We start from the raw sequence: 16,635 nt of genomic DNA, 5'->3' as shown, positions 1-16,635 counted from the left end.
AGCCCCGCCGTCCTTTCTTACACGCTTTGCTATCCGGCGTTGTTATCCGAAGTTGTGATCCGGAGTTGTTATCCAGAGTTGTCCGGCAAAGCTATCAGGCTCTGTTATCGGGCCTTTTTGCCTATATCGCAGGTGATACAAGCACCGCCAGACGCAGCCATGATGGGCACATACTCACCCCAGAAGAAGCTTGCGAGGCTGATATCGACAGCGACCACTCCAAAGATCCAGGGCCAAAGCTCGCCCTGCGTGGTATCCATGAGTTGTGCATCAAGTGGCCTTACAGTGCTCGAGGCAGGACTCTGAAATGCCGCCGACATGAAGGACTTCTGCCTCGCTTTCTCTAGATCGCCATTCGTAGCGACATCTCTCGCCAAGCTTCCTTGCGCGACGAGTAAACCTATAGCGGCGACGGCCGCCCACTGTTTCCTTTTGATTTGCATAATGTGATTCCTTTCATCATTACTTCTTAGGGATTATCCCCACCACTAAAACTCGTAAAACCATTGCAGATTCATACCGCCCTGATGATCACTAGCGATATCACCACTCACAAACACCGAATGCCGACCGGCTACTGCCAATGCGATCCCGCCGCGAATCACCACCCGTTCGCTTTGATCCGCAAAGCTGTCACCGTTCACTGATGAGGCATTGCGCCGCTCGATAGAAACACCGCCGAACAAGGTGACATTAGCGTTTACGGCAAAATTGACGCCCGGCTCTATCCTCCAAGCGACTCCAGGCTCCACCGTTCCTTCCGCTAAACGGTAGTCTCGCTGGATGGTCATGGCCGCTGACAGAGAAAGCACTACCGGATCAAGACTCTTGTAAGTGGTGATACCCAAGCGCCCCTCTGGCAAGTGTTTGCGGCTTGTGGATCCATTACGATGAATCACTGCTCGCGCCTCAAGAAGCAGCGCTGGTAGCGCGGATTCAGCCTTTATTAGCCAGTTCGCGCCGAGATTGACCTCGCGAGTCTTCTGGCGAAATTCCAGTTCCGCAAACTCCTGCCTTTGCTCAGACGCACTGAATCTGCCATTCAGCTCGAATCGACGGGTAAGTCCGTAGCGAATACCAGTCGAAAAAGTCGCCCTACGTTCCCGCTGTACGGAAGCAAAAGATACCCCGCGATAGTCAAAACTGCTGCTCACCTGCCATGTGGAGGCCTTGGCCAACAGCTGATCAATATTAATGGGGGACTGCGCCGAAGCTCCTTGAGAAAGAGTCACAAAAAGGATCACCGAGAATACATGCCAGGGTGAAAACACCAGTCTCCAACAGAGCCTTGGAGTCATTTACCGTAACCTCGAAACGACAAGAACAGGCCCAGCTTGCGCTTACGAGCGCCCTCTCGGCCACGTCAAAATCACCCGCCGTTCAATCATTGACATCCCCCTTGCCGGAAATCGCCGAGAGATACATACTCCCCGCCCCCGCTGGTACTGCTTGGAATGCTCATGCTTTTACGACTTTCGATACTCTTCTTTTTGGCCCTTTTAGGCGGCTGCGCGACCTATACAGCTGAGTATCAAGAGCGGCTTGTGCGCAGCCTTCCGAATCAGCGCGATGTCACCATTCACGACAGCAAGACTTATCCTGGCGACATCCTCTGTGGAAGTTTTTCCCGTCTATCGTCAAATGGTTTCACCATGCGTCGTAGCAAGTTCGTTGTCGGAGTAGACATGATCATTGCCGCTCCCACAAAAGAAGACGTACTTGTTTACTGCGGCAGTGAGTCCGAACAGGCGCTTTTCGAGCTGACTGGAATAGGCGTGACAGACAAAGACTGGACACCTCTGGTCAAAGTGCGCGACGACATGTTGGTCATCGATGCGGCGATCACACGCTACTACAACGCGAGAGCCACGCTGCCGGATCCCTTAAACAAATTGCTGGAAGACGATTACGGTGTCGACCCTGAGAACCTCATCGACCCCTGGGGACGCCCCTACAACTACGAGGGCGGCCTATCAGGTCGTACCGTCCCCCAGTACAAGTTGAGCAGCTATGGCGCGGATGGCACCGAGGGCGGTCAATATGCTGATGCGGATGTCCGTCGCGAGCAGACCCAGATGCTGAATCATGTGCTGCGAATCAACGGCTACTGAAATTTTTTGAGGCCAGAGCGGAAATCCCTTCTCCAGGATCAAGGCGTGAAGGGAAACACTCTTGGCAGCATTATCAGGACGACCACCGAATAGACTATGGACAAGGGAAATCCATAGCGGACGTAATCAACAAAGCGATAATTTCCGATGTTTTGCACCATCAGGTTTGTGGTGTAGCCATAGGGCGTCATAAAGCTCGCGCTCGCCCCATAGGCCACAGCCATCACAAAGGGTAATGCACTCAAACCGAAGCTCTCGGCCAAACCAAAGGCAATAGGGAAGACCAGCGCGGCTGCAGCGTTGTTGGTCATCATTTCTGTCATCAGCAAGGTCGACAGATAGATCGCCACAAGAGCCACATAGGGCCCTTTACCCGCCAGCTGCAAATGCAGGCCGTCAGCAATGACAGATACAAGACCCGTATTGACAAGGGCTTGTGACAGCACCAGTGCAGACCCAATCACCATTGCGATGTCGAAGGGAAAACGTCGCCGGAGCTCTCCCGCGCGTACCACACCAAGACCCAGCATGAGCACGAGCATAGCGATCAGTCCTTTGATCAAGGGCAGAATTCCCATGGCGGCTAACGCCACCACAGCCAGCATCGTCAAACCAACCGTATTGTTTACCAAGGTGCTTAGCGGCTTCTGGACTGAGCGTGACCCCACCACCAGAAAGTTCTTGTCGACGTTGCGACGACTGTAGAAATCGCCACCTATGGCAAGCATAAGACTGTCACCTGCCTGTAAAGTAATAGTCCCCAGCTTGCCTGATAGCCGCTCGCCTCCCCTGCGAAGGCCGACAACCGCCGCGTCAAACAATGATCGAAACCCGGAGTCTTTTACCGTTTTACCCTCTACCGTAGCTCCGGGAAGCAGGATCACCTGAACGAGGTTGCCGCTGAGCAAGCCCTCTCCCGCAGCGAAGGTTGCTAGGCCGTCAAACCGGCCCAGCAAACTAACCTTGGCGATATCACCGGAGAATATCAGTCGATCACCTTCTGCAATGTATTCCTGCGGGCCAACGGGCGATATCAGATGCTCACCACGGACAATCTCAACCAGGAACAGCGACTCCAGTTCGCGCAATCCGTTTTCCGCAATACTGCGCCCCACCAGGCTGGACCCGGCAACCACTTCGGCCTCGACAAGATACTCGGCAACCGTCACCTCATCGCGCGGATTAGCGGGCAGCAAACGATGCGTCAGCAACAGCACCACAATACCCACCACCGTCACGGTTAGCCCGATAGGCAAGAAGTCAAAGAAGGCCAGGCCCTCACCCGTAGCGTCTTCAAGGAAGGAACTCACGATCAAATTGGTGGAAGTACCAATAAGCGTTGTGGTGCCTCCCAGTACCGCGGCATAGGAAAGGGGAAGGAGCAGACGACTGGGCAGATGGAAGTTGTTCTCGCGAAGTGCGTTAGCCAGGGTCGCGACGACTGCCGTGTTGTTTACGAGAGCAGAAAATACGCTGGTCACCGCAGACACCCTTAGCAAGGATCGGCGATAACCCGAAACGACTAGTCCTCGTGACAGACGGGAAAGCCAACTCAGTTTCTCAAGGCCAATGGATACCAGCAGAAGAAGAACCAGAGTTACCAGACCTATGTTCGTGGCTTTTTCCAGCACCTCCGGGGTGTCAACTAGCCCTGCGAAATACGCAACGCCCATAGCGCCGGCAAACAGCCACGCAGGCGCGTAGGACGTAAAGACCAGCCCATAGAATAGGCCCAGAAAAATCACGGCAATGAACAGCTGTTCAGGCATAGAGGCTTAGTCAGTCATTGAATACGCGAGCATACGCGTAGCCGGCATGCGTCCTCAAGCACCCCGGCACGTTTACAATGGATTGCCTGTGGCACGATATGCTTTACACTCTCCCCGCGTTCATAAACCTAGCGCGTTAGATGCGTGGAATTTGTACGCTAGCGATACGCGAACTTACGCGTATTGAATTACTAATAATGTCATCCGTTTGTTTAAAGGAGTTACCTATGATCGGCTATGTCACAGTCGGCGTCAGCGATATGGACCGCGCCAAGACCTTCTACACAGAATTGCTCAAAGACATGGGCGCGTCAGTCACCGCCGATATGGATCGCATAGCTTTTATCGGTAAGAGCATGGCTGAGCCTATGATCGCGGTATGTCTGCCCTATGATGAAGAACCCAACCATCCGGGCAACGGCAACATGGTCGCGATCACTGCGGGCAGCAAAGAAAACGTCGACACGCTTTACGCAAAAGCTATAGAGCTGGGAGCAACCTGCGACGGCGAGCCTGGGCAACGTATCCCTGATGTGTTTTATGGCGCTTATGTTAAAGACCTGGACGGCAACAAGCTCGCATTCTTTGTTTTTGGCTAGACAGGTGGATTCCTTGCTATTGCCTTGTTATGCACTGCGGCCGGAAACGGGCGCAGTGACTGGTTGCTAGACAATGCAGTTCCTCAAATCTCTAGAGGTGCGTTTCCGAAGCTGGCGCAATAACGTTATTTCTCCGATCAAGTATCGGGGCGATGCAGTGCACTGCCCTGTCTGCGACCACAGTTTTTCGCATTTTTTACCAGCGGGAAGTGGCGAGCGTGCACGCCCGGGCGCCGTCTGCCCGCTGTGCCGAAGCCGAGAGCGGGATCGTCTAAGTTGGCTGTTCTTGCAAATGCGCAAGACCGAGCTGCTACAAAAGCACATGCAGTTTCTTCACGTTGCTCCGGAGCCTCGGCTCAGTGAGTTCTTTTTTGACGCCATCGACGAAGGCTACATCACAGCAGATCTCATGCGTAAAGATGTGATGGTGCGCCTCGATGTACAAGACATGCTCTACCCCAACGAAACTATGGATGCGATTTACTGTAACCATGTGTTTCAAGACGTCCCCGACGATCGCAAAGCAATAGCCGAATGCTATCGCGTGCTACGCCCCGGTGCCTGGGCCGTAGTGAATGTCCCTCTCTTCGCAGAGTCCACGTCCGAAGCAAACACTCCCGGCAACGTTCGCGCCAACTGGGACAAGCGCCCGGATGAGCATGTCAGAAATTACGGCCACGACTACCGACAACGATTGGAGGAAGCGGGATTCATCACAGAAGTTTTTTCACCAGAAGATTTAGAGCCAGACCTTCAAAGACGCGAGCGCTTCGGCATCCATGGTCCTCGCACAGGCTATGTGCACTTCGTGCGAAAACCCGTGGCCGCGAACGCTTAGAGATCTTAAGTGAGCGGTGCAGGCTGTACTAGCGCCTGACAGTGCCGCTATCCCTCAAAGCGGTAATTCATAAGGGCGATTTCTCTCTCAAATAGGCGACCAATGCGCGCCTTGCTCTCGTCGTCGTAATAGTCTCTATAGTCTTTGCGCTCAACAGCCACACCAGTCTTCTCCCGGGGAAGAGGCTCCGGCAGCTTTAGTCCTAAGCGTTCGCGCAGCTCCTCCAACGCATTGCTCAGCTCTCTAAACTCGAACACGCGATCAACCATAAGCTCGTTACCGTCAAAGTACAGATCGGCATCCCTCGGCAAACGGTGAGGCTTTTTCTCTATGTACTCACTAAAGGCAGGCATATCCCGCCCCTGACCATGCTGCTTCCACAAATAGTAAGAAACTGCCTTATCCCAGGGGTTGCGCTCAAAGCAAAACGTGAAATAGCTGTCCCATAGAGGCGCGCCTACAAGATCTCTGATGCGAGTAGCCGGCATGTGCTCATAGTAGAACTCGCCGAGGAGGGGCGAGTGTCTCCCCACCAACTTTCGCAGTAGCTTCCTTTGGTTGTAAGCCGATCCTAGCCTGGAGGTCGGTCCATAATTGCGCGGAATTCCGCTGGCGATGTTGTCTTCCATGTGAGACACAATATCGCTGTCGCCACATTCTTGGGCCAGGGCTACTTCCAAGGAGCTACCAGCCGTCTTGTGTGTCTTTACAAAAATGAACCGATGCTTATGGCTAATGATCATCGATCTGCCTCCCTAGGCTCCGGATAGCTCAAAGCTAGCAAATAGAGGCCAATAAAAAGCCAAAGCAACATTGCGTGCCAGGAGGAATACCAGGCGAGATGAGTATTCAAGGGAAACAACACCCCTACCAAGGTGACGGCGTAGGGCAGAGCTCTGGATCGCGCCTGCATATCCCCTCGCTGCCAGGCCATCCAGAGTAGAGACACGAAGAGTGCATAACCGACTAAACCAATCGCGCCGGTCTCCGCCCACAACTCCAGCAATAACTGGTGAGCGTGAGATGCCTTGGCACCACCTGCCTCCCCGGCGGGGCGCGCCCAACGATCTCCTTCCGCCGCGAACTCGGTATAAGCGTAGCGGAACCCGCGGGGCCCAACACCATTAACCCAATGCTCCTTACCCACCGCCAAGGCTGTTTGCCATATGGGCAGGCGTAAACCTGTCGCCAGATTGACTGACGCATAACTAGGCTCGTCTAGAGCAGTGACGATCACAACGCTACGCTTTTGTACCCACTCACTGGACTGATAAGCAAAAATCAAGGCGAGCACCCCAACAGTTAGAACACTGGCGATTTTCAAAAGGCTTAGTCGTCCTCGGGCAAAGTAGTAAAACCCCAAGGCTGCCAACTCCACACCAGCACTGATCCACGCCGCGCGCTTTCCCGACAGAGCAATCAAAACAAGCACTAGCAACAGGAACGCCGCTACCACTGTCCGCGGCCAGTTCCGGAGTGCATAGACCAAGCCGATGGGCATTAGAAAAGCCACGGCCACTCCGAATTTGACGTTGTCATCATCCCCGAACACGCCATTGATGTAGCCCTCCCCTACGCCATAGCCAAGCACATTACGGCCAGTAACAAACTGTAAAAGCCCGTCAAGACACCACAGGATGAGAAGCACAGCCACTACGCACCCAAACCAGTTAAGCAGCTTGTCGCGATCGGCGGGTTGGTCGCTGTAGCATTGGTACCACGCAAGCAGCGCGGTACAGGACATCGCGTAGCGGATAGTCCCCGCGGTCGTGAGGGAGGCTTTTTCGAGGGCGATGGCATCTGGGAGCGCCAAAACCATCGGCACGGCAAAGGCGGCGACAAGGCCGATCAAGGTCCAAATATGGCTCGCTCGACCCAGTCCTTCTGTACGGAAAACCCATAGCATTCCCACAATAGCCAAGGCCGCCATGGGGAATTCGATCAGGCGTCCGATAGGCAAAAGTACTATCGCGAGCACAAGAAGCAGTGCGGGAAACGGGACTCTAAACGAACTCATGAAGCATTCCAAAAAGAAGCGCCGCTACTATGCGATGTCAGCGGCCGTCAGTCAAAAAATCCCGAGATAGACCACAGCTACGGTAAACTGTCCTCCGCATTCAAAATCATTACTGAAACATGCTCAAACTCAAACACTCACGGCCACTCTTTGTAGGCGGAACGCGTTACTGCTTTCAGCACCCCGAACACGCAAACCGCTGTGTAAAGGTGCTTCGTCCTGATCGTACCGGGGCGGCCCGCAAGATTCTGCGCAAAGACTTCAAGCGGCATTTACCGGCGCGTTTTCTCGACGATCAACGAAAAGAGATCAAGGCTTACCGTGAACTGTTGACCCGAGCGAGCGAGACTCTATGGCGCTATGTCCCTCGTTACCACGGCACCGAAGAAACTGATATGGGTATAGGGATTGTCACTCAGCTTATGCGTAATGCCGACGGGAGTTGGCCCAAGAATCTGGAACAAATCCTCGTCGATGGCATGAGTCCTGAGCTAGAAGCAGGAATAGAAGAATTCCTCACCGCGGTGGGCGACCTCCGCATCCTCAGTCGTGATCTACTCCCGCACAACATCGTTGCGGTAAAAGAGGATACCGGCTATCGGGTAATGCTGGTCGACGGCATAGGCAACGCAGAGCTGATTCCACTATCTACCTGGTCTGGCTTCTTTGCGAGACGTAAAACTCAACGCAAGATCCGCCGCTTTCGGCAGCGCTGCGCACTGCTACTACCTTCCTGATCGTGGGAAGATTGGCTGCGCTCAGTTGGAGGCGCGGCAATGCGAGTCGGACCACGTTAAAACCTCGCGAGTCAGCTCGATACGACTCCAGGAAAAGGAATGGTCACCGGTAATCACTTTTGCTGAGAGATCGAGCCCGCCCAAAGCCTCATATGCGGCAACGACCGGCTCAAACATCGTCGCAGCTGGAGTCACGGCATCTTGTTCCCCCACGATCATCAACACGGATTTGCCCTGCAAACCTGCCCCAAAGCCTCGCGTATCCCAAAGCGAAGCATCGCCAAAAGCCAGTTCTTCTTCCAAACGCCCTCCGGTGAAGCCCTCCAGCATGAATAGTTCATCCGCGTAAGCCTTTAGTCGCATACTCGCGGCACCACCGCCCTTGTTGACGTCAGCCTGCCAAAGACCAAGATTCGCCGGTGACAGAGCGATCACACAGAGCAGTTCATCGTCCCTTGCGCCACTGGCAAGCGCCGCATAACCGCCCAAGGAATGTCCGAGGATCGAGAGTGCATCCCGATCAACGCGCAAGCCTTGAGTTTGTTCCTGGTCGCGAAGAAATTCCAACACCGCAAGCACATCCTCGGGCAGCTGACTGAACCGGTATTCCCCCTCAGCACCCCAGGCGCCGCGATAATGAAAATACAAGGTGTTAAATCCGAAACGGCGCAGCGACTGCGCGATGTCGAGATTGCGTTCATTGCCCGGTAGTCCATGCAGTAAGACCACTGTGGGGTGCGGGCCGGGCCCCGCGGCAAGATACATGTGAGCAGGCATACGCGATCCGTCACTGACGATGCTGAGCTCCACCACCGACGCCGGGTACTCGGCGTCAAAGGGCGGGTCCTGAGACAGGACGTCCTCGACACTCTGAGCCGGCGCCACTGTTGGCAGAAGCATGAATCCGAGTACACTCACACAGCGCCACGCAAGGCTCTTTCGGCAAGAATCAATCACTCTGACAACCTCACTTATCATTAAGAAAACTCCCTCGCCACCCGCGCAGGCGACGCCACCGCAAACTGGGCGCTACGTTTGACGCAAGCGCTGTGAAACCGTAGTTTAGCTGCCTTTCTCAAGGAGTTACGACTATGAGCAAATCCATCCCCAGAGATGGCGCAGACGACTACAGCGCAGACATCATTGGCCAACGACAGCGGTTCATCGAAGAGACCACCGGTGTTGAGCTCGACCACACAAAGCAGTTTTCTTTCGATCCACAGGAAATGGCTGGCAACATCGAAAACATGTTTGGTGTTGTTCAGGTTCCTATAGGCGTGGCCGGACCACTCCTAGTGAATGGGGAACACGCTCAGGGCGAATTCTATGTCCCTATGGCAACCGTAGAAGGCACAATGTTAGCCAGCTATAACCGCGGCATGAAGGTTATTCGTGAGGCCGGAGGCGTCATGACCACCGTGGTCGGTCAAGCCATGCAACGCGCGCCCTGCTTTGTGTTTCGCAATTCTCGGGATGCGCGGGACTTTGAACAATGGCTGGTAGAGAACTTTCCGCAAATTAAAACCGTGGCAGAAAGCACGACATCTGTAGGTAAGCTCGACGAGATCGAACATTACTGCGCGCACAATTTTGTATACACCCGCTTTGACTACAGTACCGGTGACGCGGCGGGGCAAAACATGACCAGCCGAGCGACTTTTGTGGCCTGTGAATGGATTCGCGAGAACTACCCAGCACTAAAAAACTACCTTCTTTCGGGCAACTTCGACACTGAAAAGCGCACTTCATCTGTGAACCTTCTGAAGAACCGCGGCAAGCGCGTGACGGCAGAAATCACCATCCCCCGTGAAGTTTTGGAGCGCAACTTGCGCATCACCCCCGAAGCGATGCACTACGGTCAAGGCATCACCACGATCGCCTCGTTCCTCACGAACTCCTCGAATAATGCGGCACATCCGGCAAACGGTTTGGCTGCGCTCTATCTAGCAACGGGCCAGGACATTGCCAACATCGGGGAGTCCAATCAGTGCACGACCTACAACCGAGTGACCCGCGAGGGCGACTACCATTTCTCTATCACTCTTCCTGCGCTCATCGTCGCCAGTTACGGGGGCGGTACGAACCTGCCCACGCAGCGGGAGTGTTTAAAAATGATGGACTGCCACGGCCAAGGGAAAGCGTTAAAACTCGCTGAGATTGCCGCGGCTCTTGTGGTTGCGGGCGAACTCTCACTGGGCGCCGCCACTCGCGTTGACAAAAAGACCCGTCAAAACGAGTGGGTAGATGCCCATGAGCGCCTGGGACGAAATCGCTAAAAAACCGTGACGCAGTTCACTCGGGGTGCAAAAGACATGCACCCCGAGTTTTGATCCCTAGCTTGTAAGCTATCCAAGGCGGTGAACTTAGGACCCGGCTAGTAGCCACGATCGAAGTCTATTAGCCCCTGCAATGCGTCACCCTTTTGATAGCGCTGCAAGTTATCCAGAAACACTTTCACAATACTGTCTAGGCGAGTTGGCGCAGCTGTGTGCGAAGTGACAAAAACTCCGGGCGTGTCCCACAAGGCATCATCGTCGCCCAAAGGCTCTTCCTCAAACACATCCAGTACCAGCGCCTTCAACTGACCGGATGCTTTAGCAATCAGCGCTGCCGAAAGATCCAAGGCGTTCGCACGCCCTCCATTGATCACAATGGCCCTCGGCGCCAGCCGATCAAGCAAAGCCGCATCTACAAGACTGTCCGTAGCCGGCGTGTCCGGAAGAATCATGATGAGCACATTCAGATCTTCTGCAAAGGCCAGGCGATCTTCCCTCGCAAAACATGCGTTGCATCCTGGCGCTGATCGGCCATCGCTATTGAGGCCACGGACTTCTTTCACAAAAGGTGTGAAGGCGCAGGCGACCGCGCTACCAATACTTCCCACCCCTGCAATACCCACTCGGAGCTCTGAAAGACCGCGATCAATCTCCGGCTTCCACTGTTTAGCATTGGCATGACTGAGTACCGATCTTTCAATCGCCAGTACCCATCCAAGGGCATACTCGCTCATGCTCGCGCCGAAGATGTCTTTGACTCCGGTTAGCTGATAATCGCGACGGGGGCATTCAAGAAAAGGCGTAATGCCTGCCCAGGTAGACTGTACCCAGCGCAGCTTAGGCATGCGCTCCAACAGCGGCGCGAGCACATCGGGAGCGCCAAGTGCAATCTCGGCTGCAAGAGACTCGTCCTTTACAGACTCTGGATCTGCGTGAAAGTGCAGCTCGAGGTCCGCCGGTACTCGACAACTCAGATCACCCTCAAACGCTTCTTTAAGAGCATCTGCACGTGTACTGACCACCGTAATCTTCAACACTTACCATCCTCCACTAAAGCCTGCCTCCAGTGTGGCATAGGCTATCAGGAGATCGTCTTGCTAATTAAGACTGACGGGCGAGCATGAGTGGCGACACAAAGCCCGGCGGTTTAAGCGCTAGCACAGGAATACTGCCGCCCGCGAGAATAGATTCAGTGGTTGCGCCAATAAGTACGCCGGGATTAGCTGAAGTTCCCACAGTGCCTAACACCAGCATGCCGGCATCTGTGTGCTTCACCAGCCCTTCTACTGTGGGTACCGCCATACCTTCCACGTGGTGTGCTTTTACGCGCAGCGGATCCTCAGCGATGCTCTCGATACGCTGGACAATTCTTTTAAACCACTGCTCACTATCGCTCTGCTGCTGCTTTCGGTACACCTGTTGCTCGCTGTCCGACAGCTCTAGGGCGGCATCATCGAGAAGCTCAGCGCCATATGGTTGCCAGGCGTGCAGCACATGGACATCACCATCGCGCGTCTGCGCCAAACCCAGCGCCGCCTCTGCAAGGGTCATGGAGAATGCTTCTGCCGCTCGTGTCCCACTTGCGATCTCGCGATCTAAAGCCAAAACAACGTCTTTGCTATGAGCCTCCCTCATAGGATGCAAAGCCCAAACTGTACAGGGGCATTTGCGCATCAAGTGCATGCCTGTGGCGTTCAGGCCTATACCGCTGGCCATTTGCACCGGCTCACTAATGTGTACGATGAGATCAAAGTCCTGCTGTACGACCTGCTCTGTGATCGTGACGAAGGGCACGCCTGTGAACACGGAGTAATCGATTACCGTGTGACTGGCGAACAGGTCACAGATACGACGGAGACGCTGGAAAGCACGAGACCATCGAAGTTTACTTACTCGCTCGATAACACCGCGGCTGTCCTGCATTTCCGGCGCCGGTTCGACCACTTCGCATACCGTGATGGCCGCACCGTGGGCACGAGCTACCGCAACCACCTGCTCTAGACAGGCCTGATCGTCTGACTCGGCGTAAACCAAAATATCTCTGAACTGCTTCAAACCTAGGACTCCGCTGCCACCATGCTCGCATCGTCGAGCTTCGCTGACGCCCACTGTAATTCGCCGGTGTATCGCGCGACAACCTTACCCTCGTCGTAGACGGCAAATAAGTGCAGCCATCCATTGTCAGCCAGCTGCCGCAATTGCGGATGTTTTTCCAGAATCCGGTTGATCGCCGAGATGGGCGCAGCTAAGAAAACTGAGAGACGACGAGGCTCATGTATAAACTTCTCACCGTTGTGTACGGATTGCATGGGCAGCCCCACACGAAGATCTCCGCCGTTCCCTTCCAGTACTCCCAGGCTACCACCCACAACGTTGTGCAGCGTTTTGTTACCACTACCAAAGACTTTGTTATCCACTGTAGACCCGTAGTACTGCAAGCTAATCCAGCTCGCCACTACCATGGGCGCTGTCATGATGAGTTCGAGAATGCTGAAGTCCGGATCTTGCCGATAATCATAGGAGTGCAGGAACGCCTGGCCCTGTAGATCGATACTTCGCGTGATGCTGCGCGGTGCAGCGATGAAGCCCGCGCAACCCGCCAGACCCCACTCGGGCCTCACTTCGCTCCAGTCGCGACTCTTCGCATTCACGGCTTTTAGCAGGTCAGTACCCGGCGCAAAGGCCAAGAGCTTACTACGCTCTTCTCGGGCTTGCTCTCCGGCTTCCAGCAGCTGGCTCTGCAGCTCACTAATATCCTTTGCATGGGATACGGGCACGGCGTCCAGATCAAACAGTTCCACCACATCAGTTGTCGTATTGTGCAAGGCGGCGACGAATACCGTGTCCTCAGGAACATCGATATCCCGCTCCTTAAGCCCTTTCCTAACCGGCGGGTTGTTGAGGATCATCGCCGCCAATCGCGCGCTGGCCTCACCGGTTTGACCACCACAGGCACCGCAATCAAGACCCGTTGCATGGGCATTGTTTGTCGTACATGAACCATGTCCCGCGAGCATTACGACCCGAGCAAAGCCCTCGGTGAGCGACATACCTTTAAGCATAGACTGCGCAAAGTCGATCTGACTCTCGATACCAATACCTCCGCCAATTCCATCAACGGGGGTAAGCTGGGGACCCAGTTCTCGGGCCAGATTTGGCGGTAAACCTCGGTGAGCAGGATGCGGCTCCGGGCGAGAAATGCCTAAGGTGTGCGCCGCCAATTTAAAAGCGTAGGCCAAGCCATAGCTTTCAACGAACACAAAGCAGGACACCGCAGAATTTTTGAACGCTCGCCAACCATTGCTTAAATGCCTACGCAGGCGGATGCGCCGTGACAAACGGTTGGTCATTTCCAGAGACTGCCCTCGCAGAGACTCCTGTACGGCAATCGCTGGTGATAGCAGCACCGGGCAGTGAGCCTCACCACCCTCTCCCGCTAGAGGCTGATACTCGATAGGCAGGCCAAAGAATCCCGCAAACCCCAAGGTTTCGACATCCTCGCCCGCGGCTTCTATGGCGCGCCGCAATACCTCCGATCGCACATCAATACAAAACACCGCTTGCGCCGACGGGCGCGCGCTGGCGCCATCAGTCGTTTCCTGAGCTTGAGAATTGGCTAGAGCACCGATGGCCTGACGCTGCCAAGCATACTCAAACGCTTCCTGGAGAACCTGATCAACTGCTTCATCAACACTTAGCGAACGCATAAGGTCCGCGTTTGCACGCTGCAACTGTAAAGCGCGGCGCCACGCCATCTCGGATCCGTCTGTAGACAGCTCTTTCAACAGCACTAATTCCCAGCACAGGCGAATCGCCAGCAGATCCACTACCCACTTGGGAGACTCTCCGGCAAGCTCCTGACCCCAGCTTTGATAGCGTGCGTAGGCTACCCACCCACCAATACTGCTGAGCAACCGGTGGAGGTATAAATCCAGAAGCTCCTCGGGTACTCCTAGCTTCTGCAGCACGTGCTCGCAGACGTCCTCAGGTGTGTCCGGCAGCTCAGCAAATATTGCTTGAGCCTCAGCAAGCCCCATGACGGTATCACTACAATCGATAGCCACCTCGCGACGCCAGGCCTCATAGGGGCGCAGATCACGAAACGGGGAAGGCCAGCTTGCCTGCCCCGCGTCGAAATATCCCGATGCCCAATGCGATACACGCTCAACGATGGTCGCAGGCCAATCATGCCCGCTAATCTGCTGCGCAACATCGGCGCAGCTGATCAAGGCCTTTCTCGAATCAAGATCACGCTCTTTCTGCAGCGCATCCATGACGGTCTTTAGCCCGGTTTCGGCTGCATGACTGCTTTGTTGCAGCGTGCTCTCTATGTCACTCGTGAGCATACGGCCGCTCCGCAGCGCTTCGCGATAGAACGCGCGGGGCATCAACAGCTGGGCATCGCAGGCCAAAGACACGCGTCTCGCCGCGCGATCGAAGGGTTCGTCTGTGAAACCAAGAAACGGATTTACCGCGACAAAGTGCTCTAGAGACCATAGAGGCGCAATCCGCTTTACCGATTTCGATAGTGCTTCGCGGATAACGCTGCTTTCGGGCGAGCGATTACTGTGAAGCCGTGTGACCGTGGCAGTTTTTCGTGTAGTCATAAGAGAATCCTCTCGAGAAATCATCGGTTCGCTTCGCCGCTAGCACGCGGCATCACGATCAACTGGTTGAAGATCTGGTTTACATAAAAGCCATTCGACAGGTGGACATAGAACGCCTGCCAGCGTGCGCTGCTGCGCGCGGAAGGTAGATACCATTGCAAGACAATGACCGACGCAAAGGTAATCAGCATGAGCATCATCAAGGCGAATTGGACGGTGTCGAGACCGCCAGCGGTGGGGACACTACCTTCGAAAACCAACACGGCAACCGCCTGCAGCGTGAAGTACAAGCCTGCAACCACAGCCGCTGTAGAGCTCGCCCGCAAGAGCACCAACGCGGAGCGCTGGTCGCGACTGGATTGAATAACCAGGTGCATCGCACCGAAAACCAGGATGGCACCGAGCCCTACAATGGCAGGCTTGGTCGCGATGGTAATGCCGACCACGCCGCTCCAGATCGCGAAGATTCCTCCCGCAATCAAAAGGCTGAGTAAGATGAGGCCTGGGCGTACCGGAGCTGCTTTTGCAACAAAACCATTACCGCGAGCTACATCCACAACGCTTCCTGACGATAGAAACGCATGCGCCTTGTAGAGAGAGTGAGCAATGATGTGCAGCATTGCTGAAGAGAACGCACCCAAACCACACTGAAGCAACATAAAGCCCATCTGTGCGACGGTGGAGTACGCCAGTGCGCCTTTGACACTGCGCTGAGTCATCATCACCAGCGACCCAAAGAGCGCTGTGACACCTCCTACGAGTAGCAGTGCGTACAGTGCGATGCCGCTAGCCGAGATAACATCTGCGAAGCGAATAATAAGAAAACCACCTGCATTCACAATTCCCGCATGCAGAAGCGCCGACACCGGCGTAGGAGCTTCCATGACCTCGGCGATCCAGCCATGGGTTGGAAACTGCGCAGACTTGAGTAGTGCGGCCAGCACCAATAGTAGAGCGGGAGCGGTTGGGAAAGACTCGGGACCGTTTTGCGCAAAACCCGTAATGGTGGCGATATCGGTAGAGCCGGTGGCCTTGATCATGAGCGCTATAGCCACGCAGAGCGCCAGGTCGCTCCCCCTGGCGACAATGAATTTTTTGCGTGCAGCCAGCTGAGCGCGAGGGCGATCCGAATAGAACACCAATAAGCGGTGCAGAGACAGGCTCATGCAAACCCAACCTGCCACAAGCAAAATGACATTACCCGCAATCGCGACAAGGGTGACAGCGGCAAGGGTTTGCATGAGGTAGCGCAAAAAATCCGCTTGTCGCGCGTCTCCCATGAGATAGCTATGACTGAATCGCAGTACCACCAGCCCGACAAAGCTCACCAAGGTAGCCATGGCAACGCTGACAGCATCGATACGTACAGAAAAGATGTCTGCTAGCAGTCCGGGGGCGCGAAAGCTTGCCGGGCCAAAGCTTGATAGATACAAGATCGCTCCCAGTGCAGAAACGAAAGCACCAATACCACCCAAAAGACTCAGCTTGCGGGCACGGGCCTGGCGATAATCATCACCCTTGCGACAGAACAGAGAGGTCCCCAACCAGGTGAGTGGCAAAGCAATAAACGCAGCCGCAAGGAACATCTGAAGCGGCGGTAGGAGTGATACAACGAGATGGGTGTTCATGAATTCGGCGCTCAGTTGGTTGACTGAGGTGCACTGTACCCAAGCGCGAATTG

At 54.9% G+C, this 16,635-nt stretch carries 15 protein-coding genes; 5 read left to right on the top strand and 10 right to left on the bottom strand.

What is annotated here, in order from left to right; translation table 11 throughout:
- Positions 1-104: 104 nt before the first annotated feature.
- Positions 105-443 carry a hypothetical protein gene (locus R0137_RS09585; protein ID WP_407326198.1) on the bottom strand — a complete coding sequence of 113 codons (339 nt, stop codon included), beginning with the start codon at positions 441-443 and terminating at the stop codon, positions 105-107.
- 45 nt (positions 444-488) lie between these two features.
- The gene (locus R0137_RS09580) at positions 489-1,232 is read right to left on the bottom strand and encodes a hypothetical protein (RefSeq protein ID WP_407326197.1); all 744 of its coding nucleotides are present in this window, start codon (positions 1,230-1,232) and stop codon (positions 489-491) included.
- Between the two features lie 228 nt (positions 1,233-1,460).
- On the opposite strand from R0137_RS09580, the gene R0137_RS09575 reads away from it, so the two are divergent.
- Entirely contained in the window at positions 1,461-2,111 is a 651-nt protein-coding gene (locus R0137_RS09575) for a type II secretion system protein GspG (protein WP_407326196.1), read from the top strand.
- 38 nt (positions 2,112-2,149) lie between these two features.
- Here R0137_RS09575 and R0137_RS09570 read toward each other — a convergent pair whose 3' ends face one another.
- Entirely contained in the window at positions 2,150-3,880 is a 1,731-nt protein-coding gene (locus R0137_RS09570) for an SLC13 family permease (RefSeq protein WP_407326195.1), read from the bottom strand.
- Between the two features lie 227 nt (positions 3,881-4,107).
- Between R0137_RS09570 and R0137_RS09565 the strand changes: the two genes are divergently transcribed.
- Positions 4,108-4,479 (top strand): VOC family protein, encoded by a 372-nt coding sequence (locus tag R0137_RS09565; protein WP_407326194.1) that lies wholly within the window; start codon positions 4,108-4,110, stop codon positions 4,477-4,479.
- A gap of 73 nt (positions 4,480-4,552) precedes the next feature.
- Positions 4,553-5,317, top strand: a complete 765-nt coding sequence (locus tag R0137_RS09560) for a class I SAM-dependent methyltransferase (RefSeq protein ID WP_407326193.1) — start codon at positions 4,553-4,555, stop codon at positions 5,315-5,317.
- Positions 5,318-5,364: 47 nt separating this feature from the next.
- Here R0137_RS09560 and R0137_RS09555 read toward each other — a convergent pair whose 3' ends face one another.
- Both R0137_RS09555 and R0137_RS09550 read right to left on the bottom strand, forming a co-directional pair.
- Complete coding sequence (locus tag R0137_RS09555; protein WP_407326192.1) at positions 5,365-6,060, bottom strand: hypothetical protein; 696 nt, start codon at positions 6,058-6,060, stop codon at positions 5,365-5,367.
- Positions 6,057-7,334, bottom strand: a complete 1,278-nt coding sequence (locus R0137_RS09550) for an O-antigen ligase family protein (RefSeq protein ID WP_407326191.1) — start codon at positions 7,332-7,334, stop codon at positions 6,057-6,059. The genes R0137_RS09555 and R0137_RS09550 overlap by 4 nt, the downstream gene beginning before the upstream one ends.
- A 119-nt stretch (positions 7,335-7,453) precedes the next feature.
- On the opposite strand from R0137_RS09550, the gene R0137_RS09545 reads away from it, so the two are divergent.
- Positions 7,454-8,071, top strand: a complete 618-nt coding sequence (locus R0137_RS09545) for a YrbL family protein (RefSeq protein WP_407326190.1) — start codon at positions 7,454-7,456, stop codon at positions 8,069-8,071.
- A gap of 21 nt (positions 8,072-8,092) precedes the next feature.
- Here R0137_RS09545 and R0137_RS09540 read toward each other — a convergent pair whose 3' ends face one another.
- Positions 8,093-9,049, bottom strand: coding sequence for an alpha/beta hydrolase family protein (locus R0137_RS09540; RefSeq protein ID WP_407326189.1), 957 nt, complete (start codon positions 9,047-9,049; stop codon positions 8,093-8,095).
- 113 nt (positions 9,050-9,162) lie between these two features.
- Here R0137_RS09540 and R0137_RS09535 point away from each other — a divergent pair, with 113 nt between their 5' ends.
- Positions 9,163-10,347 (top strand): hydroxymethylglutaryl-CoA reductase, encoded by a 1,185-nt coding sequence (locus tag R0137_RS09535; protein WP_407326188.1) that lies wholly within the window; start codon positions 9,163-9,165, stop codon positions 10,345-10,347.
- A gap of 98 nt (positions 10,348-10,445) precedes the next feature.
- Here R0137_RS09535 and R0137_RS09530 read toward each other — a convergent pair whose 3' ends face one another.
- From R0137_RS09530 to R0137_RS09515, 4 genes are all read right to left on the bottom strand, one after another.
- On the bottom strand, positions 10,446-11,384 hold the full coding sequence (locus tag R0137_RS09530; RefSeq protein ID WP_407326187.1) for an NAD(P)-dependent oxidoreductase: 939 nt from the start codon (positions 11,382-11,384) through the stop codon (positions 10,446-10,448).
- Positions 11,385-11,448: 64 nt separating this feature from the next.
- Complete coding sequence (locus R0137_RS09525) at positions 11,449-12,402, bottom strand: universal stress protein (RefSeq protein WP_407326186.1); 954 nt, start codon at positions 12,400-12,402, stop codon at positions 11,449-11,451.
- Positions 12,403-12,404: 2 nt separating this feature from the next.
- Entirely contained in the window at positions 12,405-14,954 is a 2,550-nt protein-coding gene (locus R0137_RS09520) for a YbcC family protein (protein WP_407326185.1), read from the bottom strand.
- 20 nt (positions 14,955-14,974) lie between these two features.
- On the bottom strand, positions 14,975-16,582 hold the full coding sequence (locus R0137_RS09515) for an NADH-quinone oxidoreductase subunit L (protein ID WP_407326184.1): 1,608 nt from the start codon (positions 16,580-16,582) through the stop codon (positions 14,975-14,977).
- Between the last annotated feature and the right edge of the window lie 53 nt (positions 16,583-16,635).

It is taken from the genome of Congregibacter brevis (genome assembly GCF_045689245.1).
Classification (GTDB): domain Bacteria; phylum Pseudomonadota; class Gammaproteobacteria; order Pseudomonadales; family Halieaceae; genus Congregibacter; species Congregibacter brevis.
The sequence above is the reverse complement of the archived record's forward strand: the minus strand, read 5'-3'. Positions and strand labels throughout refer to the sequence as shown.